Annotated in this window: 22 protein-coding genes; 6 read left to right on the top strand and 16 right to left on the bottom strand. The window is 68.8% G+C overall.

All coding sequences use genetic code 11. The annotated features are described in order from the left end of the window. Positions 1 to 28: 28 nt before the first annotated feature. The 6 genes from E0L93_RS11210 to E0L93_RS11185 all read right to left on the bottom strand — a co-directional run bounded on the left by E0L93_RS11210 (position 29) and on the right by E0L93_RS11185 (position 4,989). Positions 29 to 484 carry an ATP-binding protein gene (locus E0L93_RS11210; protein WP_132691942.1) on the bottom strand — a complete coding sequence of 152 codons (456 nt, stop codon included), beginning with the start codon at positions 482 to 484 and terminating at the stop codon, positions 29 to 31. Positions 485 to 606: 122 nt separating this feature from the next. After that, positions 607 to 1,497 carry a slipin family protein gene (locus E0L93_RS11205; protein ID WP_132691940.1) on the bottom strand — a complete coding sequence of 297 codons (891 nt, stop codon included), beginning with the start codon at positions 1,495 to 1,497 and terminating at the stop codon, positions 607 to 609. A gap of 22 nt (positions 1,498 to 1,519) precedes the next feature. After that, positions 1,520 to 1,906, bottom strand: coding sequence for an NfeD family protein (locus E0L93_RS11200; RefSeq protein WP_165874315.1), 387 nt, complete (start codon positions 1,904 to 1,906; stop codon positions 1,520 to 1,522). A gap of 183 nt (positions 1,907 to 2,089) precedes the next feature. Then, on the bottom strand, positions 2,090 to 3,655 hold the full coding sequence (locus E0L93_RS11195) for a C40 family peptidase (protein ID WP_132691936.1): 1,566 nt from the start codon (positions 3,653 to 3,655) through the stop codon (positions 2,090 to 2,092). A 255-nt stretch (positions 3,656 to 3,910) separates the two neighbouring features. Then, positions 3,911 to 4,267, bottom strand: coding sequence for a hypothetical protein (locus E0L93_RS11190; protein ID WP_132691934.1), 357 nt, complete (start codon positions 4,265 to 4,267; stop codon positions 3,911 to 3,913). A gap of 125 nt (positions 4,268 to 4,392) precedes the next feature. Continuing rightward, the gene (locus E0L93_RS11185) at positions 4,393 to 4,989 is read right to left on the bottom strand and encodes a CDP-alcohol phosphatidyltransferase family protein (RefSeq protein WP_132691932.1); all 597 of its coding nucleotides are present in this window, start codon (positions 4,987 to 4,989) and stop codon (positions 4,393 to 4,395) included. Between the two features lie 120 nt (positions 4,990 to 5,109). Between E0L93_RS11185 and E0L93_RS11180 the strand changes: the two genes are divergently transcribed. Then, a complete protein-coding gene (locus tag E0L93_RS11180; RefSeq protein WP_132691930.1) occupies positions 5,110 to 5,943 on the top strand; it encodes a hypothetical protein in 834 nt (277 codons plus the stop codon). A gap of 7 nt (positions 5,944 to 5,950) precedes the next feature. Beyond that, complete coding sequence (locus E0L93_RS11175; protein WP_132691928.1) at positions 5,951 to 6,586, top strand: site-2 protease family protein; 636 nt, start codon at positions 5,951 to 5,953, stop codon at positions 6,584 to 6,586. Positions 6,587 to 6,716: 130 nt separating this feature from the next. Here E0L93_RS11175 and E0L93_RS11170 read toward each other — a convergent pair whose 3' ends face one another. The 6 genes from E0L93_RS11170 to E0L93_RS11145 form a co-directional block, all read right to left on the bottom strand. Beyond that, positions 6,717 to 8,399 (bottom strand): sensor histidine kinase, encoded by a 1,683-nt coding sequence (locus tag E0L93_RS11170; protein WP_165874314.1) that lies wholly within the window; start codon positions 8,397 to 8,399, stop codon positions 6,717 to 6,719. A 76-nt stretch (positions 8,400 to 8,475) separates the two neighbouring features. After that, the gene (locus tag E0L93_RS11165; RefSeq protein WP_132691924.1) at positions 8,476 to 9,141 is read right to left on the bottom strand and encodes a response regulator transcription factor; all 666 of its coding nucleotides are present in this window, start codon (positions 9,139 to 9,141) and stop codon (positions 8,476 to 8,478) included. A 97-nt stretch (positions 9,142 to 9,238) separates the two neighbouring features. Beyond that, positions 9,239 to 11,011: a DEDD exonuclease domain-containing protein gene (locus tag E0L93_RS11160; RefSeq protein ID WP_132691922.1), complete on the bottom strand. Its 1,773-nt coding sequence runs from the start codon at positions 11,009 to 11,011 to the stop codon at positions 9,239 to 9,241. Beyond that, entirely contained in the window at positions 11,001 to 12,032 is a 1,032-nt protein-coding gene (locus E0L93_RS11155) for a helix-hairpin-helix domain-containing protein (RefSeq protein WP_132691920.1), read from the bottom strand. Before E0L93_RS11155 ends, E0L93_RS11160 begins: the two co-directional genes overlap by 11 nt. Continuing rightward, positions 12,026 to 13,279: a molybdopterin molybdotransferase MoeA gene (locus E0L93_RS11150; RefSeq protein ID WP_132691918.1), complete on the bottom strand. Its 1,254-nt coding sequence runs from the start codon at positions 13,277 to 13,279 to the stop codon at positions 12,026 to 12,028. Before E0L93_RS11150 ends, E0L93_RS11155 begins: the two co-directional genes overlap by 7 nt. Before the next feature lie 105 nt (positions 13,280 to 13,384). Further along, on the bottom strand, positions 13,385 to 14,215 hold the full coding sequence (locus E0L93_RS11145) for a tryptophan 2,3-dioxygenase family protein (RefSeq protein WP_165874313.1): 831 nt from the start codon (positions 14,213 to 14,215) through the stop codon (positions 13,385 to 13,387). A 153-nt stretch (positions 14,216 to 14,368) separates the two neighbouring features. Between E0L93_RS11145 and E0L93_RS11140 the strand changes: the two genes are divergently transcribed. After that, complete coding sequence (locus tag E0L93_RS11140) at positions 14,369 to 15,103, top strand: HAD family hydrolase (protein WP_132691914.1); 735 nt, start codon at positions 14,369 to 14,371, stop codon at positions 15,101 to 15,103. Positions 15,104 to 15,113: 10 nt separating this feature from the next. Here the strand turns inward: E0L93_RS11140 and E0L93_RS11135 are convergent, their stop codons facing one another. Together E0L93_RS11135 and coaA are read right to left on the bottom strand one after the other, a co-directional pair. Beyond that, entirely contained in the window at positions 15,114 to 16,481 is a 1,368-nt protein-coding gene (locus E0L93_RS11135) for an FAD-dependent oxidoreductase (RefSeq protein WP_132691912.1), read from the bottom strand. A gap of 62 nt (positions 16,482 to 16,543) precedes the next feature. After that, positions 16,544 to 17,521 (bottom strand): type I pantothenate kinase, encoded by a 978-nt coding sequence (gene coaA / locus E0L93_RS11130; RefSeq protein WP_132691910.1) that lies wholly within the window; start codon positions 17,519 to 17,521, stop codon positions 16,544 to 16,546. A gap of 76 nt (positions 17,522 to 17,597) precedes the next feature. Between coaA and E0L93_RS11125 the strand changes: the two genes are divergently transcribed. Continuing rightward, positions 17,598 to 18,311, top strand: a complete 714-nt coding sequence (locus tag E0L93_RS11125) for an SDR family NAD(P)-dependent oxidoreductase (RefSeq protein WP_132691908.1) — start codon at positions 17,598 to 17,600, stop codon at positions 18,309 to 18,311. Between the two features lie 193 nt (positions 18,312 to 18,504). Continuing rightward, positions 18,505 to 20,256 carry a proline--tRNA ligase gene (locus tag E0L93_RS11120; RefSeq protein WP_132691906.1) on the top strand — a complete coding sequence of 584 codons (1,752 nt, stop codon included), beginning with the start codon at positions 18,505 to 18,507 and terminating at the stop codon, positions 20,254 to 20,256. A 10-nt stretch (positions 20,257 to 20,266) separates the two neighbouring features. On the opposite strand, the gene E0L93_RS11115 is transcribed toward E0L93_RS11120, so the two are convergent. Then, positions 20,267 to 21,520 (bottom strand): NupC/NupG family nucleoside CNT transporter, encoded by a 1,254-nt coding sequence (locus tag E0L93_RS11115; RefSeq protein WP_132691904.1) that lies wholly within the window; start codon positions 21,518 to 21,520, stop codon positions 20,267 to 20,269. A 115-nt stretch (positions 21,521 to 21,635) separates the two neighbouring features. Between E0L93_RS11115 and E0L93_RS11110 the strand changes: the two genes are divergently transcribed. Continuing rightward, complete coding sequence (locus E0L93_RS11110) at positions 21,636 to 22,805, top strand: phosphopentomutase (RefSeq protein WP_132691902.1); 1,170 nt, start codon at positions 21,636 to 21,638, stop codon at positions 22,803 to 22,805. A 10-nt stretch (positions 22,806 to 22,815) separates the two neighbouring features. Here E0L93_RS11110 and ptsP read toward each other — a convergent pair whose 3' ends face one another. After that, on the bottom strand, positions 22,816 to 24,444 hold the full coding sequence (gene ptsP / locus E0L93_RS11105) for a phosphoenolpyruvate--protein phosphotransferase (protein ID WP_132691900.1): 1,629 nt from the start codon (positions 24,442 to 24,444) through the stop codon (positions 22,816 to 22,818). Positions 24,445 to 24,654 lie beyond the last annotated feature (210 nt).

The following is a 24,654-nucleotide window of genomic DNA, read 5'->3' as shown; positions in this document are numbered from 1 at the left end:
CCCCTCCGGGCGGTAAAGGACACCACCGCTAGATGTCACCGCCCGCCGAGGATGTACGCTCCTCGGCGGCCCGCCGGAGCATTCTGAGCCGGGTCCCAGTGCCGGAAGAGTTCAGGCTCAGCTCGTCCACCAGGCTCCGGATCACGGCCAACCCGAACCCGCCGGAGGTGCCGGCGCCGCGCTCGAAGCTCTCCACGTCGAAGCCTCCGCCCGCATCCGTGACGGAGACCTCCACCGCGCCCTGCATGAGGTGGTACTCGATCTCGAAGGACTCGACGTTCGCGTGCCGGATCACGTTCGTGACGGCCTCCGTCACTGCGAGCTTGAGGTCGTAGATGTCGTCGGCGTTCAGCCCGGCCGCCCGGCCGACCCCGGAGACGATAAGCCGCGCCAGCAGGATGTACTCCGGCCGACTGGGTATCTCCAGCTTCACCGGTTCTGATGCGCTGAAACCTATGGCCCTCTCTTCGTCCCTGGCAACCATCAGTTTCTAACTAGTACGGTCGTACGCAGTCCGGGGATCTCTCCCGGCCTACTTGTTACCCGGTATGCCGGACCGTTAATCAGCCGTAAAACCCGGAATATTTTATTGGTTTTTCGGGAAGATTACACGTCCTCCCGCTCGGCCTTGACCTCCCCCATGGTCTGCCTGTAGATCTCTCCGGCCTCCTTCTCCTCCTTGCGCCGGACCTCGGGAGATTTCCGGTCCGCCTCGTAGCCGTCCCGGTCCAGGAAGGGACGGAAGAGGTCCAGCGGTACCGGCAGGATGATGGTGGAGTTCTGCTGGTTGGCAATGTCGTTCATCGTCTGGAACATCCTGAGCATGAGCGCCTGCGGGCTCTCCAGCCGGTCGGCGGCCTGCCGCAGCCGCTGCGAGGCCTGATACTCGCCCTCAGCGGTGATGATCCTGGCCCGCCGGTCGCGCTCGCTCTCGGCCTGGCGCGCCATGGCCCGCTGCATCTGCTGCGGGATCTCCACGTCCTTGACCTCCACCACGCTGACCTTGACGCCCCACGGATCGGTCTGCTCATCGATTATGGCCTGCAGCTCCTCGTTGATGGCCTCGCGGTTGGTGAGCAGGTCGTCGAGATCCTTCTTGCCGAGCACGCTCCGGAGCGTGGTCTGCGAGATCTGGCTGGTGGCCAGCACGTAGTTCTCGACCTCGATGACGCTGCGGTTGGGGTCCAGCACCCGGAAGTAGACGACCGCGTTGACGCGCACGGGCACGTTATCCCGCGTGATGACATCCTGCGGCGGCACGTCCATGGTGACGGTCCTGAGGTCCACCTTGACCATCCGGTCTATGATCGGGATCAGGAAGAAGAGCCCCGGCCCCTTGGCCCGGCCCTGAACCCTACCCAGCCGGAAGATGACGCCCCGCTCGTACTCGTTGACGATCCTTATGGCGCTCGCGAGGATGAACATCCCGAAGAGCACCGCCGCCAGAAGTATTACCAGCGCTCCGAAACCAGCCTCTTGCAATAGACCCAGTGTCATAGAGAAGACTCCTCCTTCTCGCCTAGCTAGCTCGCCCGGGCCCTCCCTCCGGCCCGGCGGGACGCACTATCACCGCGTTCCCTCGAAAACCGACGATCTCTACTCTATCACCTGACCCGATCACGTGCGGCGCATCCCGGGCGGCCACGGCCCGCCACCGCTCCCCGCGCACGAAGACCCAGCCGGAAAATTTCTTTCCTACCGGCTCGCGCACCACGCCGACCTCCCCGATCATGGCCTCGAATCCGGTCGCCGGAGGCTCCCCGCGCGCCTCGAGCAACCTGCCGAACATCCCGGCAAAGAGCACCCCCAGCACGGCTAAAAGCCCCAGCAACACCCAGAGCGAGACCCTGAGGTAACCGTCCCACCCACCGAACGCAACGGCCCCGGCGGGCAGAAGCCCGCACAAGCCCCCGGAACCCGAAGCGGCACACCGCTCTGGTCCCCCTGCAGCCACCGGGCACGGTGAAAGATGGAGAAAAGACCGGAACATCTCTCACCGATTCTACCACGGGGTCCGCAACCCAAAGAGAGAGGCCGGATAGGGCTCCGGCCTCCCCTAGAGAAGCGTCCCGCGCTCCTGTGTCCGGCCCTAGAGCAGCCGCTTGGCGCCCACGTAGCCGTTCTGCCAGATGGCCTCCTCGCGAACCACGGTCCCCGGGTACGGCGCGTGGATCACGGTCCCGTTACCAGTGGCGATGCCCACGTGGGTTATGCCACCCCCGCCCATGGCCCAGAAGACCAGATCGCCGGGACCGCCGTTGGACGGGCTCCCGTAACCGTACTGCCCAGCAGCCGAATGCGGCAGGGAGATGCCGAAGGCCCGGTAGACCATCATCGTCAGCCCCGAACAATCCACACCGGCCCGCGAAGCCCCGCCCCACTGATACGGGACACCCAGCCACGTCCGGGCCTCGGCAACCACCGCAGAACCCGAACCCCCGCCAGAGGAGGTCGCCGGCTGCTGCGCGGGCTGCTGCTGCGCAGGCTGCGACTGCTGCGGCTGCTGCTGCGCGGGCTGCTGCTGCGCGGGCTGTGCCTGCACCGGCTGCTGCTGCGCGGGCTGCTGCTGCGCAGGCTGCGACTGCTGCTGCGCGGTCCCGCCGTCACTCTCCACGGCGCCCTGCGCCCCGGAAGGCTGCTGCGCGGCCTCGGCCTGCTGCTGAGCCTCAAGCTCCCGCTGGCGCTCTTGCTCGGCCTGCTGACGCTCCAGCTCGGCAGCGGCCTGCGCCTCGGCCTGCAGCCGGGCCTGCTCTTCGGCCTCGGCCCGGAGGCGAGCCTCCTCCTCGGCGGCGGCCTCAGCCTGCGCCCGGAGACGCTCCTGCTCCTCGGCCTCCCTCGCCGCCTCAGCCTGCGCCCGGAGGCGAGCCTCCTCCTCGGCGGCGGCCCGGGCCTCGGCCTGCCGGCGCTCCAACTCGGCAGCGGCACGCTCCGCAGCGGCCTGGAGCTCCTCCAGCCGCTCTCCCTCGACGGCCTGCTGCTGCAGCGCGACCGGCTGCGAGGTGGGAACGGCCTCAGCCTGCGCCTGGGCCGCAGCCTCGGCGGCGAGCCGCGCCTGCCGCTCCTCTTCAGCCCGGATAATCTGCCGCAGCTCGCCGTTGAGGGAGGCCAGATAAGACTCGGCCTCGGCCTGCAGCTGCGCAGCCCGCGTCCGCTGCTCAGCTGCCTCCTGGACGGCGGCGGCCCGCTGCGCGCGCTGCGCCTGCAGATCGGCCCTCAGCGACCGCAGCTCCTCGACGGCAACCTGCACCCGGGCCACCCGCTGGCGCTCTTCCTCGAAGATCCTGAGCATCAGGTTGATGCGGGCCGCGAAGTCCCGGAAGTCCTGAACCCCCACCAGCACGTCGATGAACGCCAGGCTCCCGCTCTGGTAGACCTGGCTGGCCCGCTGCCCGAGAGCCGCCCGGGCCTCTTGCAGCTCCGCCTCGGCAGCCTCCAGCTCGGCGTTGATCTCCTGAATCCTGGCATCCGTCTGCCCAAGCTGGAAGACCGCGTTGTTGTACGACTCGTAGGACGCGGCCGCCTGCATCCGGATGCCGTTCAGCTCCTCCTGCGCAGCGGCGATCTCATCCTGCTTGCTCTCCACCTCACTCTGCGGACTCGCCCCGGCAGTCAGGGAGAACGAGAGCGATAGAACGGCTATCAGCCCGAATAGCACAAGAGACTTTACCCTTTGAGGCATAAAGCTCCGGTCTCCTTCCGGTCTCTATTGGTCTCAAAAGGGGATCTCTAGAAGGAATCCCCCCTCCTCTGCATCTGCCGGCACTCTAGCCGTTACCGAAATGTAACGCAATCCCCCCAGACCAGACTCTACCGCCCAGCCTGCGTGAAAACGGCTTAAATAAAGGGATTTCTCCGTTCCCGCCGCAACATGAAAATTTAATATTTTTTAACATTTGGAGTATTTACTTAATCAGTGGGCGAGGGGGCGGAGGCGGAGGAATGCCTGCCAGAAGCGGCGTTTGGCGCTCCGGTCTTCGAGGGCCGGGGCGAGGGGCGGCAAGCGCAGGGCGGCCGTGCCGTGCCGCCAGTCGATCCAGACTCCCTCTGAGGCTTCGAGGAGGCTGGTACGGGCGAGGGGGTATCCGGCCTCGTCCACCCGGCGGGCGGACTGAGGGCCGACGACGACGAGGGCGCGGGGTTCGGTGCACAAGATCTCCTGACGCAGGAGCCCTCCGGAGGACCATGTGAGGTACGCTCCGGCGAGGCGGATGGCGTCGAGGCTCTTTAGGATCGCCTCCGTCTCCGGGGGGGTTTCGGGGACGGGCATCACGAGCAGGACGCCGGAGGAGGCGTCACCGGCGGGGGCCGGCAGCCCTTCGGCGGCGGCCCTTCCGGCCAGGGCGTCCGCCTCGCGGCGGAGCTTAGCCAGGTACTCCCGGGGGCGTCCGGCGGCTACGACCCGAGCCTCCTGACGTGCAGGATGCGCTGCACGGTGGTCACGGCCGCGCCCGCGGCGACTGCGGCGACGCCGACGGTCATCAGGCCGAAGATGGAGAAGACGGAGAGCAGCAGCACCCGGCCCGGCCGTTCCAGGAGCCCGACCTGGCATTTGTAGCCCAGGCCTTCGGCGCGGGCGCGAGCGTAGGAGGTCATGAGGGAGAAGGTCATAGCAGCGGCGGCCAGCAGCGCGCCGGAGGGGTTGGCGGTAATGGCGTAGTAGTAGATTATCCCCATGAAGATGGCGGACTCCGAGAGCCGGTCCAGCGTGGAGTCGAAGAAGGCCCCGAAGACGGTCATCTGATTGGAGTGCCGGGCCACGGCTCCGTCCAGGGTGTCGAAGAGGCCGGCGAAGAGCATCAGGGCTCCGGCGCTCTTGATGTAGCCCAGCCCGAAGAGGACGCCGGCCATCACGGAGAGTGCCCAGCCGGTGGCGGTCAGGGTGTTGGGCCGAACTCTCATGCCCGAGAGAAACCGGACGAAGGGCTGTATCAGATGCAGAAAGCGCTCTTTGTAGGAGATGCGCCGCCGTTCGCCTTGAGGCAGACTCAACTGACCGCTCCTTCTCCTCGAGGGACCTCGCCGTTGATTCTAACCGATTGTACTCGGAAAACGACCCTTTCATCCCGCGCAGACAACGGGCTCCCCGACCTTGTATAATCCGGAGCTGTTATGAGAGGGGGCAACACCCGTCGCAAGGGCGTGAGGCCCGGGCGTCCCGCCCGGCTGGACATCCGCCCCGACGTCGGAAAGATCGCCATCAGAGAGCAACGACTCCGCAACCGGCAGGCGAAGCGCCAGGCGGAGAGGAACCGCCTCTACCGCCGCCGCCGGTCGGCCGCGCTGGGGCTGGTACTGGCGGTCACTCTGGTCTTGCTCGCGGCGGCCTTCGCGCAGAACTCCGGCTCGCCGGAGAACTATCTGCCGATAGATCCCAACGCGGCGGGGCCGGACACCGTCATCGCCGGCGTGGACGGAGTAGAGATCTCGATACCCGTCCGACCGGCCAACCTGACAGGGCTGGGCTATCATCCGGACGGCGAGCATCTGCTGGAGCTGGAGCCCCGCGGGAAGGATCTCTCCGCCAGCCCGCTGGCCCGCATCTTCTTCGGCGGCTCGACCCCGGAGGGGATCGGGTACTACATAATGGAAGCCGCAGGCCGGCCCGGTCCCGCAACCGGGGCGCTGGACGTGGGCGCAGAGGCCGGAACCCCGGTCTACTCGCCGGTGACGGGTACGGTCACCGCCATCCGGCCGGACCCGGTGATCCCGGAGGCGTTCGTCATCGAGATAAAGCCCGCCGACCGTCCGGATCTGCGGGTGATGATCTCCGGCGTGCGGGAGCTGAACAGCCCGGAAGGCGGGGTCGATGCCCCCGTGACGGCCGGGATGACCGAGCTGGGGGCCGTGGCCGATTCCACGGAGGTTCTGAAGCCGCAGCTCGCTTCCTACGTCTCCTCCGGTTCGGGCAACCACGTCACCATCACGGCCGTGAGGGTCGGCTAGCGCCGGCATGATCCTCTCCCTGTTCGAAGCCAATCCCGCGCTCGCGGTCGCCATAGTTCTGGGCTTCGTCGTGGGGATCACCATCCACGAGGCGGCGCACGCCTATTCGGCGCTCCGGCTCGGAGACGACACGGCCTACCGGCAGGGCCGGGTCACGCTCAACCCGGCGGCGCACCTGGACGTGCTGGGCAGTCTCGTGCTCCTCATGGTGGGCTTCGGCTGGGGCCGCCCGACCCCGGTGGACCTGAGGAAGCTGCGGGGCGGCATGTGGGGCCCCGTGGCGGTGGCGTTCGCCGGCCCCCTCTCGAATCTGATCCTCGTTGCGGTCTGCGCCGTCATCTACCGCCTGCCCGGCGTGCAGGGCGAGTACCTGGTGGGGATCGTCGCGGGCGTGGCGTTCGTCAATGCGCTGCTCTTCGTCTTCAATCTCATCCCCATCCCGCCGCTGGACGGGGCGAAAGTGCTCTTCCCGTTCCTCCCCCGCTCGATGGACGGGCTCGTAGGCTTCATGAACCAGTACGGCCCGCTGATACTGCTGGGCCTGATCCTCATCACCATCTTCGTGCCGGGCGTCTCGGCCTTCGGCTTCATACTCTCCGTGGTCCGGCCCATACTGGCCCTCTTCGGACTGCCCTCCCTCTGAAAGAGAGGTACGCCTGGTTCGCAGGGAGGGGGGAGAATTTCAGACGAACCAGGCGCTACCTCGTGCCCCAATTGTTGCACAGATCTGTTTCCCAGCGGCTAAGGAGAGGTTATTTAACTTGTAGTTGAGGTTAAGTTTTGTTCAGCGGGAGCGCGAGGGTGAAGGTGCTGCCCGCATCGGGCTCGCTCTGCACCCGGATCTCCGCCCCGAGGTGGGTGGAGATCTCGTGCGCCAGGGCCAGTCCCAGCCCGGTCCCGTCCGCCCGGGAGGAGCCGTGCGCCCGGTAGAAGCGCTCGAAGATGTGCGGCACGTCCTGCTCCGGGATGCCGCAGCCGTGGTCTATGACCCGGATCTCGGCCTTCTCGCCGTTGCGGGAGAGCTCCAGCTCGACCGGCTCGTCCTCGGGTGAGTACTTGATCGCGTTATCCAGCAGGATGGAGATCACGCGCTGGAGCTGGATAGGGTCCGTTCTCACCTGGGGCACGCCTTCTTCGGCTCGGACGCGGATCTCCCGCTCGGCGTAGCGGAACGCCGAGCGTGCCTCGTAGAGCAGTTCCTCCAGATCCACGTCCTCCAGCCGGAAGGTTACCGCGCCCGAGTCCAGGCGCGAGAGATCCAGCAGCGTGCGGGCCAGATTCTGCAGCCGTTCGGTCTGGAGCTTCATGTCCTGCAGAAAGGATTTGCGCACCTCCTCATCCTCCTCGTCCTCCAGCATCTCCAGATAGCCGGAGAGCGCGAAGAGCGGGGTCTTCAGCTCGTGCGAGGCATTGGCGATGAACTCCGCCTTGGCCTTCTCAATCCGGCGCTCCTCGGTCACGTCCCGCAGAATGGCCAGCGCGCCGTCCTCCAGCGGCGCGGCCCGCACCTCGATTATCTTCTCCGCCGAGTGCACCTCCGGCTCGGTCACCGGTTCGCCGGCGAACCGCGCCTTGGCCAGAATCTCATACAGCCGGCGCTGGAAGTCCTGGTCAGAGGCCGCCAGCAGCTCCCGCGCCCGCTGGTTCAGGAAGGTGGTGTTCAGGTCGCGGTCCACGCCCACGACGGCGTCGGTCATGCCGTTGAGGATGGTCTGGCCGCGCTCCTTCTCGACCTGTATCTGGCGGAAGGCCGCCTGCAGCGAGGCGGCCATCGAGTTGAAGGTCTCCCCCAGGGAGCCCACCTCGTCCCGGAGCCGGGTCTTGATGCGCTCGTCGAAGTTCCCGCGCGCCAGCCGCTGGGCCGCCAGCCCCAGCCGGCTGATGCGGCGCGAGATCTGGTCCGCCACCAGATACCCCGCGACCCCGGCGATGAGCAGCGCCAGAGCCCCGGCCAGCAGCGCGATCCGCTCGATGCTCCGGATGGCGGCCGTGACGTTGTCCGAGTCGCTCTGCGTGATGTACCGGACGAAGACCACGGCCGCCCCGGCGTCGCGCTGGCCCTGCAGGTTCACCGGCGCGGCGTAGGTGGCCAGCTCCTGCCCCTCGCGCTCCCCGGTCTCGATGGGCTCTATGCTCTGCTGCGGCCGCCCGCTCGCGACGGCCCGCTCTACCACGTTCTGGTCCCAGTTGTCCAGAGTACCGTTGACTATCTGCCCCCCGTCCCCCAGAACCACGCCCCACTGCACCCCGCGGCTGGTGGCGTAGGACTCTATGACCTCCGGCGTCAGCGTCCGGTTCTCCTCCCGCAGCTCCTCCACCAGAGCCACAAATCCCTCGCCTACCTGCGAGAAGTTGGCCTCGCTCGTCTGCCTCAAGGTGTCCTCAATGCGGGGACTCACAAAAGCGTAGGCCGTGAAGACGGCCAGAGCCGTGATCAGGACGAACAGCGCCGTCAACCAGAGACGGATTCCGGCCCGGGGCCTGAACCGGGACCATCCGCGCCGCTTTTTCGGAACCTTACCGAATCCCTTCCTAGCGGAAAACATACCCCACACCCCGCGCGGTGTGGATAAACTCGGGGTTACGGGGGTCGCGCTCGATCTTCTCCCGCAGATGCCGGATGTGCACGTCTACGGTGCGCTCGTCACGGAACTCATCCCCCCACACGCGGGTCAGCAGAGCGCTGCGCGAGAAGACCCGCCCGGGGCTGGACGCCAGCGTTATCAACAGCTCGAACTCCGTGTAGGTGAGATCCACCTCCCGCCCGTCGACCGTGACCCGCCGGCTGGGGATGTGGATCCTGAGCCCGTCGTAGTTGAGCTCCTCGGTCTTCTGGCCCGCCTGAGCGGCGACCCGCCGCATTATCGCCCGGACACGCGCCACCAGCTCCCGCACGGCGAACGGTTTGGTCACGTAGTCGTCCGCACCCAGCTCCAGCCCCACCACCCGGTCGATCTCGTCGTCGCGGGCGGTGAGCATAATGATCGGAACGTCGCTCTGGGCCCGGATCCGGCGGCAGACCTCCATGCCGTCCAGCTTGGGCAGCATGATGTCCAGGATGACGAGGTGCGGCTCGAAGGCAGCGACCTCCTCCAGCGCAGCCTCGCCGTCGCCCGCCACCCTGACCTGAAACCCCTCCCGCTCGAGAGCGTGGGTCAGAAGCTTCTGGAGCGAAGGCTCGTCGTCGACCAGAAGTATTCTGTGTGCCCTCTGAGAGACGTCCTGCTCCGTAACCTTACAATCCTCCTACAACTCTTTTTGTTAATCAAAATTCTACCACGTTAACGCCGCCGGACTACCGGCCGAGGATCTGCCGCGCGGCCGCCGGAAGATCCCCCGGCTCCAGCAGCGGGATCACCTCCACGGCCGGGTAATGCCGGCGCAGGTAGGCCGCCACGATGCGTGCCTCGTCCGCGGGAGAGCCTTTCTCTCCCGCCGGCGCCTTCAGTGCCCGGCCGGCGAGACGCCGCATCTCTTCCTCCTCCCCGGCTCCGAAGCTGCGGTGGGCGATTAGCCTCCCCCGGTTCAGGACGAAGACCTCCACCCTCTCCGGCTCCGGGGACGGGCACACAGCCGCCCGGACACACCCGCCGTCCAGCACCGAGCGCGCCAGCCGGATCCTTTCTATCCCGGAGATGATGTCCCGCAGCCGGGAGGCCGCCTCGAAGCGCAGCTCGCTCGCCAGCCGGTCCCGCTCGGCCGCAAGCGCTCTCAGGTGCCGCTCACCGCCCTCGCCCCGGAGCAACTCCACCACCTCCCGGACGACGGCGCTCCGGTAGGTCTCCGGGTCCATGCCCGTACACGGAGCACAGCGCCCCATCTGGCCGTAGATGCAGGGACCGTCCCCCGGTGCACATCGCCGCAGCGGGAAGACCCTGCCCAGAGCCTCGATGCAGACGTCCACCGCCCCCGCGCTCCGGTAGGGACCGAGCAGAACCGCTCCCTCGCTCTCCTCCCCGGCGGGCACTCGCTCGGGCACCGGATACTCCTCCCGCAGGTCGAAGCGGAGATACCACCGCGCCTCCGGCTCCCGCCCGGCGGTGTTGTACGGCGGCCGGAGCCGCCTTATCTCCCTCGCCTCCAGCACGAGCGCCTGCAGCTCGGTCTCCGTCTGCCGGAATCTGACCTCCGCCACCTCCCGCACGAGACGTCCGATCTTGCGCCGCCCGTCCCCCCCGGAGAAGTAGGTGCGGACCCGTCTTCTGAGATCCCTGGCCTTCCCCACGTACAGAACCCGGCCGGCCCCGTCCAGGAAGTAGTAGACGCCGGGCGCGGAGGGCAGCCCTTCGGCTAGGTGCCGCTTCCGGGGCGGGAGGCGGCTCCCGCGCCCCCGGACCTCCAGCGCCTCCCCGACCGTGCGGACGCCCGCCTCCCGCAGCATCTGCAGGAGCTTGAGGAAGATCTCGGCGGTGGCCGCTGCGTCGGAGAGGGCGCGGTGGTTCGGGCTCTCCCGCACGCGCAGGTGCCGGGCCAGCGCCGCGAGCCGGTAGCGCCGGAGCCCCGGCACGAGCGCCCGCGCGAGCCTCAGGGTGTCCAGGACGGGGTTGGGGAGGGGCTCGCCGCCGCGCGCCGCCGCAACGAACGCGCAATCGAAGGCCGCGTTGTGACCCACGAGCACCGTCCCCTCCGTGAACCGCTCGAAGCGGGGTATCACCTCGGCGGTCTTCGGAGCGCCGGCGACCATCGCGTCCGTGATGCCGGTGAGGCGGGCCACGAACGGCTCTATGGGCCGCTCCGGGTTCACCAGGGTGGAGAACCGGTCCACCACCCGACCGTCCTCTATCCTGACGGCCCCGATCTCGGTTATGCCGCCCCCGTCGGCCGAGGATCCGGTAGTCTCAACGTCGAAGACCACGTAGGGAGCCTCCCGGAGGGCGGCGGAGCGCAGGTCCAGCGTCAGCAGCCTCCCCTGTGCGTCCCGGCGGAATCTGGGATCGCCCGCTACCAGCCGTTCCACGTGCGAGCGGGCCTCGCCGTCCCCGCCCCGGAGCTTCAGGAATTCGGCGGCGATCTCCTCCGGGCTCACGGGGCCCCGGGCGGCCACGAACCCGTACAGGCTACCGGACACCGGCCTCCACGCCGGCGGCCTCGGCGATGACCTTCGCCTGCGCCGCCGTCACGCCGGGTATCCGGACGAGGTTCTCGAAGGTGTATTCGTGGTCCAGGAGCCCGCTGGCCAGTACGCGGTCGCGCGTCTTTGGGCCCACGCCGGGCAGCCTGTGCGTATGAAAGACGAGCCCGCGCTGGATGCGTAGCTCCCTCACCCCGGCCAGCCGCTCCCCCCCGAGGAATATCCGCTCCAGCACCTCCGCGAAGCGCTCTATCTGCTCCGGGTGGTACACGCCGCGGCCCATCAGAGCCGGGGTCATGGGCATCGGGTGCAGCAGATTAGCGTCGCGCACGGTGGTGTGCCCCGGGGGCTCGTTCCCGCTCAGGGGATCGGGGTCGCCGAGCCGCTGGGCCCGCGCCGCGTGATCGAAGACCTGCGCCGGGACGTCCCCGGAGAGGTCCAGCTCCGTGATCACGGGCTTCCCCCGGAAGCGGTCGTTGCGGTTGGCGGCGTAGAGGAAGATGCGCCCGCTGCGCTCGTTGCGGTAGAACTCCACCACGGCCCGCGCCCGGTCCTCCTTACCGATGCCCGGCACCCGCGCCAGCGCCTTGACGTCCTCCGAGAGGATCATGCCCTCCAGCTCGTCCGGGTCCACCGCCTCGGCGGCCTTGGCCGCCGCCCGCCGGTCCACACCGCGCACCGGCTCCAGCATGCCCGGTACGCTCCCGGGATCCACGCCCCTCCTCAGGTGGTTGATCTTGCGCACCGCCGTCCAGACACTGTGTCGCTCCCAGCGCCAGACGTACTCGCGCACCCGCTCGACCGCCGCCGCATCCTCCGGGACGAACTCGATGGTGACGGCATCACCGACGTACCGGCCGTTGGCGCCGGGGATGCTCTCCGCGGACTCCATCACCTGGACCTTGACCGAGGGCGAGTAGAAGGAGAAGTGAACGGGTATGCCGGGCGCGACCTCCTTCATGAGGCGTCTGCGGAACACGGCTTCCTCGGGCTCGAACATGCGGGAGGATTCTAGCATCTCTCCGCCCCGCTCCGGCGCAGCAGCACGTCCTCGCGCAGCACCACGGCCTCGACCTCCTCACCGGCGGGGACACCACCGGTCTCGGGTCCGATCATGGCCAGAGCATCCGCCTTCGTGAGCGAGGAGATCAGGCCGGAACCCTGCGCGCCGACGGACGTAGCGCGCCAGCCGCGCCGCGTGCGCTCCAGCCGCACCCGCATGGCGTGCAGCCGCCCGTAGGCGTTCTTCACCTCCTCGTCGAAGTACACCCGGATGCGCGGCCGCCTCCGGTCCTCGCGGCCGGCCATCTTCACCAGGGCCGGGCGCACGAAGAGCTCAAAGCAGACCATCGCCGAGACCGGGTTGCCGGGTATCCCGAAGACGCGCACGTCCTCGCGCGCCCCGAAGAGGATCGGCTTTCCGGGCTTGAGCTTCACACCCCAGAAGATGCGCTCAACCCCGAGCTCGTGCATCGCCTCCCGGACGAGATCCTTCTCGCCCATCGAGACCCCGCCGCTGGTGACGAGCACGTCCGCCTCCCCGAGCGCCTCCCGGATGGCGGTCCGCAGGGCGGCGGCATCGTCGGCCGCGGGTGAGACCTTGCGCGCCGCGGCCCCGGCCTCGCGCGCCTGCGCGACCATGGCGAAGGAGTTGGAGTCGTAGATCTCGCCCGGCGCGAGCTCCCGCTCCCCCGGCTGCACGAGCTCGCTGCCGGTCGAGAGCACGACCACCTTCGGCCGCCGGTAGACCGGCAGGCTCCCGTAGCCCTGACTGGCGGCCAGCGCAATCTCCGGCGGGCCGATCTCGGTGCCCGCGGGCAGGATGACGTCCCCCTCCCGCACGTCCTCTCCGGCCCGCCGGATGTTCGCCGCAGGGGCCACTTCCTTCCTGAGCTCGAAGCTCTCTCCCCAGCCCGAGGTACCCTCGACCGGCACGACGGCATCCGCCCCGGCCGGGATCACGCCACCGGTAAATATCTTTACGGCCTCTCCTTCCCCGACGTCCCGCTCCGCCGGACGCCCCGCCGGGGCCTCGTCCACTACGCGGAACTCCCGTCCGACCTCCGCGTCCGCGCTGCGGATCGCGTACCCGTCCATGGCGGAGTTGTCGAACGGCGGGGTGTCGAATTGCGCCCGCACGTCCTCAGCTACCGCGAGTCCCTGAGCCTCCTGCAGCGGGACCCGCTCGACCGGCAGCCTCCCGGTGTGCTCCAGCACCAGCCGGAGCGCCTCGTAGAAGTCCAGAAGTTTCTGTTGAGTCTGCATCTCTCGCCCTCTCCTCCGGACGGAGGAACACCCCCGTCCCTTGCGTGTATACCGGCCAGACCCGGATAAGATGATATACCACCGGAGAGCGCCCTCTTGTGCCCGCTACCCCCGCCGGCGCTCCCAGAGCTCCTCCCGGGCGCGCCAGAGCTCGGGGAAGAAGTCCGCGCGGCCGGTGGCCACGCGGTCTAGATAGCTTACGCCCGAGGTGTGCCCGGTCCCCTCCGTGTCCGGCCCGATCTCCCGCTGGGCGGTGCGGGCGTGGGCAAAGCGCCAGATGCGGAACTCCTCGTCGAAATCCAGCAGCGCCTCGGCCAGCAGCATCAGGTCGCCGTGAGGGTTCTTCTCCGGCGCAACCACGTAGATGTCCGCAGGCCCCACACCACGCCGCTCGAAAAGCCGCCGCAGCTCCGAGGCGACGGACGGCCGGTTCCACAGCTCCTCCAGCCGGTCCGTCCACAGCTTCGAGGGCACACCGCGCTCCGGGTCCCCCGAGGGTTCGGCCTCCAGGAAGCGCCGGAACCCCTCGTCCCGCAGCCCGGCCAGCAGCTCCACCTCGTGCCACTGCGAGCTCTCGGTGCCGCTGGCGGGCGCCAGATGCTCGCGGAAGGCGAAGAAGTCGCTCGGGGACATCGTCTCCAGCACCCGCATCATCGGGGAGAAGAGCTTGAGGATCGCGACGCATCGCCGGACGAGCCAGGTGGCGAGCGGCACGTCGTCGTCCCGCAGCGCCACGACGATCCGCTCCAGATCGAAGCGCAGCTGCGCAAACCATAGCTCGAACGCCTGGTGCGTGATGACGAACAGGTGCTCGTCCGGGTGGCGCAGCTCCTCCGGAGCGGGCTGGAGGCTTAGCATCTCCTGCAGACGCAGGTAGCTGCAGTAGTGCGTCTGGCCGGGCTCGCTCACCACGTGCCCGCAGGAAAGCCTGTGCATCCCTGGTGCTCCTTTCCCGATCCGCGCGGTCCGGACACCCCCGGCGCGCGGGCTTGCGCTCCGGAAGCATTCTACCCCGCTTCGGGCGAAGCAGAGCCCGCCGAAGCGGCGTATCATCCGCCCTGTGTACGTATTCTGCGCAGGGAGCGGCCAATGAGCAAACGTCTGGCGGTTTTCGACGTGGACGGCACCCTCTTCCGCAGGGGACTCGTACCGGCTCTGACGCGCAAGCTGGTGGACGAGGGCGTCTTCCCGGAACGGGTGCGCGGGGAGCTGAGCGAGGACTACTACGCCTGGGTCGAGCGCCGGGGATCTTACGAACGCTACGACCGGATGGTGGTGCGGCTGTTTCAGAGGGAGCTGAAGGGCATCACGCTGAAGGAGCTGCGCCGGTGCGCCCGGCTGGTGGTGGAGGAGCGGGGCCGGAGGCTGCACATCTACACCCGGGATCTGGCCCGGCGGCTGAAAGCGGCCGGGTACTTCCTGCTGGCCATCTCGGGCTCGCCGGAGGAGATCCTGAACACCTTCGTCAAGCCTCTGGGCTTCGACCGGGCCATCGGCACGCTGCTGGCCCGCGACGAGCGGGGCCGGTACACCGGGGAGGCGGTGCGCGATGCCTTCGCGAACAAGCGGCGGGTGCTGGAGGAGTTCCTGGCGGCGACGGATCTAGGCCTCGAAGCCTCCGTCGGGGTGGGCGACACCCTCTACGATGTGGGCTTTCTGGAGATGGTGAAGACCCCGATAGCCTTCAACCCCAACCGCAGCCTCTTCGAGGTCGCCCTGCGGCGGCGCTGGCCGATCGTGGTGGAGAGGAAGGACGTGACCTACAACCTCGCGGTTCCGCTGCGGGACCCCCTCCTGGCGGAGGGAACCCGGTGGGTGGGTTGACGAAAAGCCCTCAGGCCCGGCCGAGGGCGCGTACCGTGCCGGGCGGCTCCGCACCGGGCAAGACCGAGCGGGCCAGCGCCGGGATCAGGAGTCCGGGCCGCGCCAGCGCCGCCGGGGGTCTGAGGACGTTCTTGACCTCCAGCAGGGTGCGCGCCGCGGCGCGGTCCTCGGTGGCGAGCCGCAGGACCTCTCCGGAGATTCGGTCGAACAGCCGCCTCAGGGCCGTGGGCTCCCCCGCCCACTGCCGGTCGCTGGAGACGCTGGCGGTCCAGCAGGGAGCGACGGCCCGGACCTGCCGCCGGTGGAAGCGCCGGCCGAATCCCCTACCCCCCGGGCAATCCTCCAGCGCCGCAGCGCTCAGGGCCGCGGCGGTCATGCCCTGTCCGTAGGCCGGATTCATCACGGTAGCGGCGTCGGCGAAGACGAGCAGCCCTTCGGGCATGCGGCGGAGACGCTCGTAGTGGCGGCGGCGGTTGGCCGTGTTGCGGAAGCCGTAGACCGGAGAGACCGGCTCCAGGTTCCGGATCACCTCGTAGATAAGGGGGTCCGGCAGGCTGCGGGCGAACTTTAGAAATCCTTCCGCCTCGGAGGGTGGATAATCGCCGCCCATGCCGATCATGACCGCCGTAAAACGGTCCCCCTCGACCCGCCGGAGAACCCCGCCGCGCGGGTTCTCCGGCCAGCCCGGCAGCACCGCGAGGGCCTGCCAGTCTCCGTCGAAGTCCTCCGGCACCCGGTACCACCGGGTGGCGTAGCCGAGCCGGGCGTTCACGACGGTCTCCCGTGGCGGTTCGTAGCCGAGCTCCTCCAGCCACCGCGGAGCGCGGGAGTTCTGCCCGCTCGCATCCAGCACTACATCCGCCGGGAGGGTGAACTCCCCGCCCCCGCCGCGAACCCGCCCGCGCACACCGCAGACCCGATCTCCCTCGGTCATGAGGCCGGTGACCTCGCGGCGCTCCAGGAAACGGATGCGAAAGTTCGCGCGGAGCCGGAGCCGGATGTGGTGCTCCAGCAGGGCGCGGCTTGCGGAGCGCATCGTGATCCCGGACACGAAGCGCGGCAGCCGCCCGGCCGGAAGCGCCGTGACGACATCGGCGGTCTGGTCCATGAGCGGGGCGCCGGCCGCGGCCAGCTCGGCGTCCAGTCCGGGGAAGAAGCGCTCCAGAAGCTCGCTGCCTCTGGTGGTGAGGCTGTGCAGGTGCCGGTCCTGCGGCACGCCCGGACGCGGAGCGGGTGTCTCCGGCAATCCGTCGCGTTCGATCACCGTCACGCGCCCGGCGCGCTCCAGGAGCACCCGCGCGGCCAGCAGCCCCCCGACCCCGGCCCCGATCACCACGGCGTGATCCGCCATCTTCCGTACACGCTTCACCGGCAGCATCGCGACGGGGATTCTAGCCTCCCTCTTCGGCGCCTGCAGCGAATTTGCATACGCGAAGCGGCCTACAGCTTCCGGAGCCTGACGCGCCGGACCGAGTGATCGGCGGCCTTCTCCAGTATTAGGCGCGCCCGGGAGCGGGTCGGGAGGATGTTCCGGCGCAGGTTGAGGCCGTTGATCTCGTCCCAGATGCTGCCGGCCACCGCGCGTGCCTGGCGCTCCGGGAGATGCGCGTAGTGGCGGAAGTACGAAGCCGGGTTCTTAAAGGCCGTCTCGCGCAGGGTGAGGAAGCGCTCGATGTACCAGTTGCGGACGTCCCGCTCGTCGGCGTCCACGTAGATCGAGAAGTCGAAGAAGTCCGAAACGAAGAGCCGGGGGCCGCGGGTACGCGGAGGGCTCCCAGTCTGCAGGACGTTCAGACCCTCCAGGATCATGATATCCGGCCGGCGGACGACCTGTCTCTCTCCCGGCACGATGTCGTAGGCCAGGTGCGAGTAGACCGGGGCCTCGACCCTCGGCCGCCCGCTCTTGACGTCCGCGACGAACCTCACCAGCCGCCGGAGGTCGTAGCTCTCCGGGAAGCCCTTGCGCTTCATCAGGCCGCGCCGCTTTAGCACCCGGTTCGGGTAGAGGAAGCCGTCGGTCGTGACCAGGTCCACGCGCGGATGGCTCGGCCAGCGGGAGAGGAGCGCCCGCAGGATACGGGCCGTCGTGCTCTTTCCGACCGCGACGCTGCCCGCGATCCCGATTATGTACGGCACCCGGGCCTCGTGGCTGCCCAGGAAGGTGCCGGTCGCCCCATGCAGGGCGCGCATCGCCTCTACGTAGAGGTTCAGAAGGCGGGAGAGCGGGAGGTAGATGTCCACCACCTCTCCCAGCGAGACCCGATCGTTGAGCCCGCGCAGGTGCTCAAGGTCCGCCTCGGAGAGCGTAAGCGGCGTCGCCGCCCGCAACCGGCTCCACTCCGCCCGGGTGAACTCCAGGTACGGCGAGAGCCCGGACTCCCGCTCCGCTGTCCGCTCTTCCGGCAACACGGAGGCCATCTTAGCGGCTTCCGCACCGGCCGCAACCGGGTGGTAGAGTTCTCCTGCCCCTGCAAACGAGCACATGGGAGGGATCTTGAGCGAGAAGATCGCGGTCATACTCGGGGCGGGGCCGGGCCTCGGGGCGGCGGTGGCCCGCCGCTTCTCCGGCGAAGGGTTCGCCGTGGCACTCATGAGCCGCCGCCGGGAGTCGTTCCTGAGGGCGCAGCGGGAGATCGAAGAGCGCGGCGGGCGGGTACTCTCCGTCACCGCCGACGCTGCGGACGCCGCCTCGGTCGCATCCGCCTTCGACCGGGTGCGTGACGAGCTCGGCGCCCCGGAGGTTCTGGTGTACAACGCCGGGGCCTTCCGGATGGGCGGCATCCTGGAGGTCCCGCCGGAGACCTTCGAGGAGTGCTGGCGGGTCAACTGCGCCGGTGCCTTTCACGCAGCGCAGCAGGTCCTCCCGGAGATGGCGGAGCGGGGCCGGGGCACGGTGCTGCTCACCGGGGCCACCGCCTCCCTGCGCGGTTCGGCGAATTTCTCGGCGCTGGCGGTCGGCAAGTTCGGGCTGCGGGCGCTGGCGCAGTCCATGGCACGGGAGTTCGGCCCGCGCGGGATACACGTGGCGCACGTGATAATCGACGGCCAGATCGACACGGAGAGGGTGCGCGAGATGTACCCTGGCCGCGAGAGCCACACCATGCTCTCACCCGAATCCATAGCCGAAGTCTACTGGCAGCTTCACGCTCAGGACCCCACCGCCTGGACGCTGGAGCTGGATCTGCGCCCCGCAGTGGAGCGCTTCTGAGCGTACCGGACCCGGGGAGATGTGTCGGGTGGAGTGCCGGAAGAAGCCGACCGGCCGGAGATCAGAGAAGGGCGCCCGGCACCGTACGGCCCGCCGTGCGAAGCCGGAGCTTTGAACGGCCAACCCGCCGCCCGTATACTCTTGCCACCTGCCAGGCACTCTGACATACACACCGGGGGTCGCACGAATGCGAATGAGCCAGATGTTCTCCCAGACGCTGCGTCAGGCGCCCGCGGGCGCAGAGGTAAAGAGCCACCGGCTGCTCCTGAGAGCCGGGTTCATCCGGCAGCTGGCGGCCGGGCTCTTCAGCTATCTGCCGCTCGCCAAACGCTCCCTCGCCAAGATAGAGAACATCCTGCGCGAGGAGATGAACGCCATCGGCGGGCAGGAGATCTCCATGCCCGTAGTACACCCGGCGGAGCTCTGGAAGGAGACCGGCCGGTGGTACGAGATCGGGTCCGAGCTGGGCCGCTTCAAGGACAAGAACGAGCGCGAGATGGCGCTGGCCATGACGCACGAGGAGGTGATCGGAGATCTGGTACGCAAGGAGATCCGGTCCCACCGCCAGCTGCCGCAGTTGCTCTACCACATCCAGATCAAGTGGCGCGACGATCCCCGCCCCCGCGCCGGTCTGATCCGCGCCCGCGAATTCACCATGAAAGACAGCTACAGCCTGGACGCCGACGAGGAAGGGCTGGACCGGCAGTACCGCAACCACTATCAGGCGTACTTCAACATCTTCAACCGCTGCGCGCTGCCCACCCTGGCCGTCCGCTCCGACGTGGGGATGATGGGCGGCAGCATGGCGCACGAGTTCATGTACCCGACGCCGATCGGGGAGGACACGCTCCTGATCTGCGACGCCTGCGGCTACACGGCGAACCGCCAGATCGCGGAGTTCCGGAAGCCCCCCGCTGAACCCGAAGAGCCCCGGAAGGCCGAGAAGATCGAGACCCCGGGCGCGGACACCATCGAGAAGCTGGCGCGCTTCCTGGGCATCCCCGAGTCCAAGACCGCCAAGGCGTTCTTCGCGGTCGCCACGATCACCGAGGGCACCGAGGACGTGGAGAGGTTCGTGCTGGCCGTCGTGCGCGGCGACATGGAGGTGAACGAGACCAAGCTGGCGAACGCGGTGAGGGCCAAGGAGCTGCGCCCGGCACGGGAGGAGGAGATCCGGCACGCCGGAGCCTCGCCCGGGTACGGATCCCCCGTCGGGGTCAAGGACGCCCTCGTCGTCGTGGACGACGCCGTGAAGGACTCGCCCAACCTGGCCGCCGGGGCGAACGAGGACGGCTACCACCTCATCAACACGAACTACGGCCTCGATTACGAGGCGGATATCGTGTCCGACATCGCGCTGGCCGGGGAGGGCGACGCCTGCCCGCGCTGCGGCGAGGCGATGCGCACCACGCGCGGCGTGGAGGTCGGCAACATCTTCAAGCTCGGCACCCGCTACAGCGAACCCCTGGGCTGCACCTTCCTGGACGCCGAGGGCGACTCGAAGCCCGTACTCATGGGCTCCTACGGCATCGGGGTCGGCCGGCTGCTGGCCTGCGTGGCCGAGGAGCACAACGATGAGAACGGTCTTGTCTGGCCGATCACGGTCGCCCCCTACGAGGTGCACCTGATCTCCCTGGGCGGCGGCGAGGCGGTCGCCGAAGACCTTTACCGGGAGCTGACGGGCCGCGGCGTGGAGGTACTCTACGACGACCGGGACGAACGCCCGGGCGTGAAGTTCAACGATGCGGACCTGATCGGGAACCCTATCCGCCTGACCGTGGGTGCCCGCTCCCTGGAGCGGGGCGGGGTGGAGCTGAAGCTGCGTCGCGAGCAGGAGAGCGAGCTCGTCCCCGTGGAAGAGGTGGCGCAGAGCATAGAGAGGCGCCTCGCCGCCCTGCGGACCGAGATCGAAGAGAGGGTCGTCGAAGTCCCCTTCGAGGAATAAGCCGGCCCGCTCAGCCGATCAGGACCCCGGCGATGGTGGCGCTCATCAGGTTGGCGAGGGTCCCGGCGAGCACGGCACGCAGCCCGAGCTGGGCGATCTCGCTGCGCCGGGAGGGCGCGATGCCGCCGAGGCCGCCGATGAGGATGGCGATGGAGCCGAAGTTGGCGAAGCCGGTGAGCGCGAACGTTATGATGGCCTCCGCCTTGTCCGAGAACTCGTCCGCCCGCGGACCGAACTCCACGAAGGCCACGAACTCGTTCAGCACCAGCTTCTGGCCCAAAAAGCTCCCGGCCTCTATGGCCTCGCTCCACGGCACCCCGATGACGAACATCACGGGGGCGAAAACGTAGCCCAGGATGAGCTGGAAGGTCAGCTCCCCGTAGCCGAAGAGGCCGCCGGCGGCGCCCAGGATGAGGTTTATGAGCGCGATGAGCGAGATGAAGGCGATGAGCATCGCGCCCACGTTCAGCGCCAGCCGCAGGCCGTCCAGGGCGCCCACGGCGGCCGCGTCTATTACGTTGCGGGGCTTTTCGGTTCCCGCCGGGGCCTCTCCGGCGACCACCTCGTCCACTTCGGCCACGGCCTCGCCGGAAGCGGTGAGGGGCGTCTCGGTCTCGGGCATGAGCATCTTCGCCATGAGAAGCCCGCCCGGAGCCGCCATGAAAGCGGCCGCGATCAGGTACTCCAGCCGCGCGCCGAGCAGCGCGTAGCCCACCAGCACCGAGCCCGCGACGCTCGCCAGCCCGCCGGTCATCACGGCGAAGAGCTCGCTGCGGGTCATCTTCTCCACGAACGGCCGCACCACCAGCGGAGCCTCCGTCTGACCGACGAAGATATTGGCCGTAGCCGACATGGACTCGGCCCGGCTGGTGCCGAGCAGCCACTGGACGGCTCCGCCCAACAGCCGGACAACCCACTGCAAAATGTGCAGGTGGTAGAGCACGGCCGTAAGTGAGGCGAAGAAGATGATGACCGGCAGGACCTGGAAGGCGAAGATAAACCCCACGCCCTCACCCTCCAACACACCCCCGAAGAGGAACTCGATACCGTCTTCCGAGGCCCCGATAACGGCCTGGACGCCGCGCGCGAGGGTCTCGAGCGCGGTGCGTCCCGGCTCCCAGTAGAGCACGATGACGGCGAAGGCGACCTGGATCGCGAGAGCCCCGAGCACGGTGCGGGGCCGGATGGCGCGGCGGTTGGAGGAGAAGAGAAACGCGATGGCGAGAATGAACAGCATCCCGCCCATACCCCACAACACCTGCATGCCGGCACCTCCTGCCTCTCCGGACCCCGACGAGCGCAAACGTTAATCTTCGCTGCGGGCTCTGTCAAACGCAGCGGCTGTATACTACTCTAACCCGGACCCGGAAAGGAGCCCCATGGGACGGAGAGCCGTGGTGATCGTTCTGGACGGCGTGGGAGTCGGCGGCGCACCGGACGCCGCAGAGTTCGGCGACGAGGGCGCGAACACGCTGGGGAATACCGCGAGAGCCGTGGGCGGGCTGGAGGTTCCCAACCTGCAGGCGCTCGGGCTAGGCAACATCGCGGAGATAGCAGGCGTGGAGCCTGCACGTTCGCCGCGGGCATCCCACGGGCTCATGGTCGAGCTCTCGGCGGCCAAGGCGACGCTCGTCGGACACTGGGAGATGATGGGGATAATCTCGGAAGAGCCGCTCCCCACCTACCCGGAGGGCTTCCCGGAGTGGATCGTGGAGCGATTCGAGCGCGAGACGGGCCGGAAGGTTCTCGGCAACCGGCCGGCGTCGGGGACGCAGATAATAGAGGAGCTCGGGCCCGAGCAGGAGAGAACCGGAGCCTGGATCGTCTACACCTCCGCCGACTCGGTCTTCCAGGTCGCCGCCCACACCGGCGTGATCCCCCTGGAAGAGCTCTACGAGGCCTGCGGGAAGGCCCACAGGATGCTGATCGGCGAAGGGAAGATCCTCGTCGAGCGCGTGATCGCCCGCCCCTTCCACGGCTCCCCCGGAGCCTACGAGCGCGAGAACGAGAACCGCCACGACTACGGCATCCCGCCCCCCGGCGAGACCTACCTGGACCGGATAGAGGCCGCCGGCCATGAGGTCGTCGCCGTCGGCAAGATCAATGACCTCTTCGACGGCAAGGGCATAACCCGCCACCTGCCCGCCCCGCCGGACGACGCCGCCAAGGTAGACGCCGTCTTGGAGTCGCTGGGAAGCGTAGGCTCCGGCCTCGTCTTCGCGAACCTCGTGGACTTCGACGCGAAGTACGGCCACCGCCGCGACCCCGAGGGCATGGCCGGAAACCTCCGCCGCTTCGACGGCCGGGTGCCGGAGCTTCTGAACGCGCTGACGCGGGAGGACATCCTCATCATCACCGCCGACCACGGCAACGACCCCACCTACAGAGGCACCGACCACACCCGCGAGCGCGTCCCGCTTTTGGTCGTAGGTGGCGGTACGCCGCGCGACCTCGGCGTCCGGCGCGGGTTTGCGGACATCGGGGCCACGGTGGCCGAATGGCTGGGCGCGGAGCGGAACTCCCTGCCGGGAGAGAGCCTTCTCTCCTGAGAGCCCTGCCCTACGGGAGCTCCGAAACCGCCTTCTTCGCCCGCGGGATGGACGGCGGGCTCATGCTGAGCTCCGTGACACCGAGCTCGACGAGCCGGGGTATGAGCTTCGGGTCGGCGGCGGCCTCTCCGCAGACGCCGACCATGATGCCGGCCTCCCTCGCCGCGCCGCACGTTATCTCGATGAGCCTCAGCACCGCCGGGTGATCCGCCCGGTAGAGGCGCTCGAGCCTCTCGTTGCCCCGGTCCACGGCGAGCGTGTACTGCACGAGGTCGTTGGTCCCGAGGGAGAAGAAGTCCGCCTCTCTGGCGAACTCCCCGGCGCACAGCGCCGCCGCCGGGGTCTCGACCATGATGCCGGTCTCCAAGGGCCCGTACTCGGCGCCCGCCCCCTCGAGCTCGGCCCGGCACTCGTCCATCATGCGCTTCGCGGCGCGCAGCTCCTCCACATCGGAGACCATCGGGAACATGACCTTCAGGTTCCCCGCCACGGCCGCCCGCAGGAGCGCCCGGAGCTGCGTCTTGAAGAGCTCCGGCACGTCGAGGCTCATGCGGATGCCGCGCCAGCCCAGGAACGGGTTCTCCTCCTCGGGCTGGTCCACGCCGGGGAGATCCTTGTCGCCGCCGATGTCCACCGTGCGCACGATCACGGGCCTCCCTCCGAAGGCCTCCGCGACCCCCCGGTAGGCCTCGTACTGCTCCTCCTCGGAGGGCAGCTCCGGCCGCTCCATGAACAGAAACTCGGTGCGGAAGAGCCCGACGCCCTCCGCACCCCAGGCGAGGGCGTCCTCCACCTCCTGCGGGGAGCCGAGGTTGGCCGCAACCTCTATGCGGCGCCCGCTACGCGTGCGGGCCTCGATCCCCCGGTACTCCTCCAGCGCCGCCCTCTCGGCATCAGCCTCCCGCCGCCTCTCTTCGAAGCGGGCTACCTCATCCGGGTCCGGGTCGGCTATGACGTAGCCCTCGTCGCCGTCTACGGCGACCACCTCCGCCCCGAAGGCGTCCTCGAGCCCTTTCCCGAGCCCCACGACGGCCGGGATGCCCAGCGAGCGGGCCATGATAGAGACGTGCGAGGTCTTCGAGCCCTCGGCGGTAGCCAGGGCGAGCACCTTCTCCTTTGGCATCCGGGCGGTCTCGGAGGGGGCGAGGTTGCGCGCGAGCACGACGGAGGGCCTCTCTAGGCCGGCGAGCCCAGCGGCGGAGACGCCCATGAGCTCGGCGGCGATCTGGCGGGTCACGTCGCGCACGTCGTCGGCGCGGGCGGCCAGGTACTCATCCTCCATCGCGGCGAACATGCCCGCGAACTCCTCCCCCACGGCGAGCACCGCCGACTCCGGGCTCTCAAGAGCGCGCACGCGCTCCTCGACGCCCCCGGCGAGCTCCGGGTCCTCGGCGAGCTCGATGTGGGCGTCCAGGATCTCCGCCTCCCCGGAGCCCGCCTCGCGCAGCTCGTCGCGGGTGCGCGAGATCGCGGCGACCACAGCCCCGACCGCCTCCCGGAACCGCGTGAGCGCCGCCCCGACCTCGGACTCCTCGATGGTGGCCCGCTCCGGCTCGAGCTCCCGGGGAGCGTGCACGAAGGCGGGACCGATGGCAACGCCTGCGGAGGCCGCCACGCCTTCGAGGCGCCTGCCGGGCATCCCCGCTACCGTCCCTCTCCGGTACGGAGGGACTCCGGCACGGTCATCACTTCACGCTCGGTCATCTGCCGCTCCTTTCCCCTGCGGGATTCGATCGCTCAAGCTGAGAAGGCGGCGAGCCGAAGCCCCCGAACGGCCCGTGCCGGGCCCACTCTCCTCAGCGCAGCCAAGCCGGTGCCGGAGATTATAGCATCGGCCCTCCCGCACCCC

The organism is Rubrobacter taiwanensis, assembly GCF_004337705.1.
In the GTDB taxonomy this organism is placed as follows: domain Bacteria; phylum Actinomycetota; class Rubrobacteria; order Rubrobacterales; family Rubrobacteraceae; genus Rubrobacter_C; species Rubrobacter_C taiwanensis.
Note: the sequence above shows the minus strand (reverse complement) of the source record. Positions and strands in the feature narration are given on the sequence as shown.

Coding starts and splice junctions, on each gene's coding strand:
- E0L93_RS11210 (WP_132691942.1), bottom strand. CDS start 484: ATGGTTGCCAGGGACGAAGAGAGGGCCATAGGTTTCAGCGCATCAGAA.
- E0L93_RS11205 (WP_132691940.1), bottom strand. CDS start 1,497: ATGACACTGGGTCTATTGCAAGAGGCTGGTTTCGGAGCGCTGGTAATA.
- E0L93_RS11190 (WP_132691934.1), bottom strand. CDS start 4,267: ATGCCCGTCCCCGAAACCCCCCCGGAGACGGAGGCGATCCTAAAGAGC.
- E0L93_RS11180 (WP_132691930.1), top strand. CDS start 5,110: ATGAGAGGGGGCAACACCCGTCGCAAGGGCGTGAGGCCCGGGCGTCCC.
- E0L93_RS11175 (WP_132691928.1), top strand. CDS start 5,951: ATGATCCTCTCCCTGTTCGAAGCCAATCCCGCGCTCGCGGTCGCCATA.
- E0L93_RS11155 (WP_132691920.1), bottom strand. CDS start 12,032: ATGCTAGAATCCTCCCGCATGTTCGAGCCCGAGGAAGCCGTGTTCCGC.
- E0L93_RS11150 (WP_132691918.1), bottom strand. CDS start 13,279: ATGCAGACTCAACAGAAACTTCTGGACTTCTACGAGGCGCTCCGGCTG.
- E0L93_RS11145 (WP_165874313.1), bottom strand. CDS start 14,215: ATGCACAGGCTTTCCTGCGGGCACGTGGTGAGCGAGCCCGGCCAGACG.
- E0L93_RS11140 (WP_132691914.1), top strand. CDS start 14,369: ATGAGCAAACGTCTGGCGGTTTTCGACGTGGACGGCACCCTCTTCCGC.
- E0L93_RS11135 (WP_132691912.1), bottom strand. CDS start 16,481: ATGCTGCCGGTGAAGCGTGTACGGAAGATGGCGGATCACGCCGTGGTG.
- coaA (WP_132691910.1), bottom strand. CDS start 17,521: ATGGCCTCCGTGTTGCCGGAAGAGCGGACAGCGGAGCGGGAGTCCGGG.
- E0L93_RS11120 (WP_132691906.1), top strand. CDS start 18,505: ATGAGCCAGATGTTCTCCCAGACGCTGCGTCAGGCGCCCGCGGGCGCA.
- E0L93_RS11115 (WP_132691904.1), bottom strand. CDS start 21,520: ATGCAGGTGTTGTGGGGTATGGGCGGGATGCTGTTCATTCTCGCCATC.
- E0L93_RS11110 (WP_132691902.1), top strand. CDS start 21,636: ATGGGACGGAGAGCCGTGGTGATCGTTCTGGACGGCGTGGGAGTCGGC.
- ptsP (WP_132691900.1), bottom strand. CDS start 24,444: ATGCCCGGCAGGCGCCTCGAAGGCGTGGCGGCCTCCGCAGGCGTTGCC.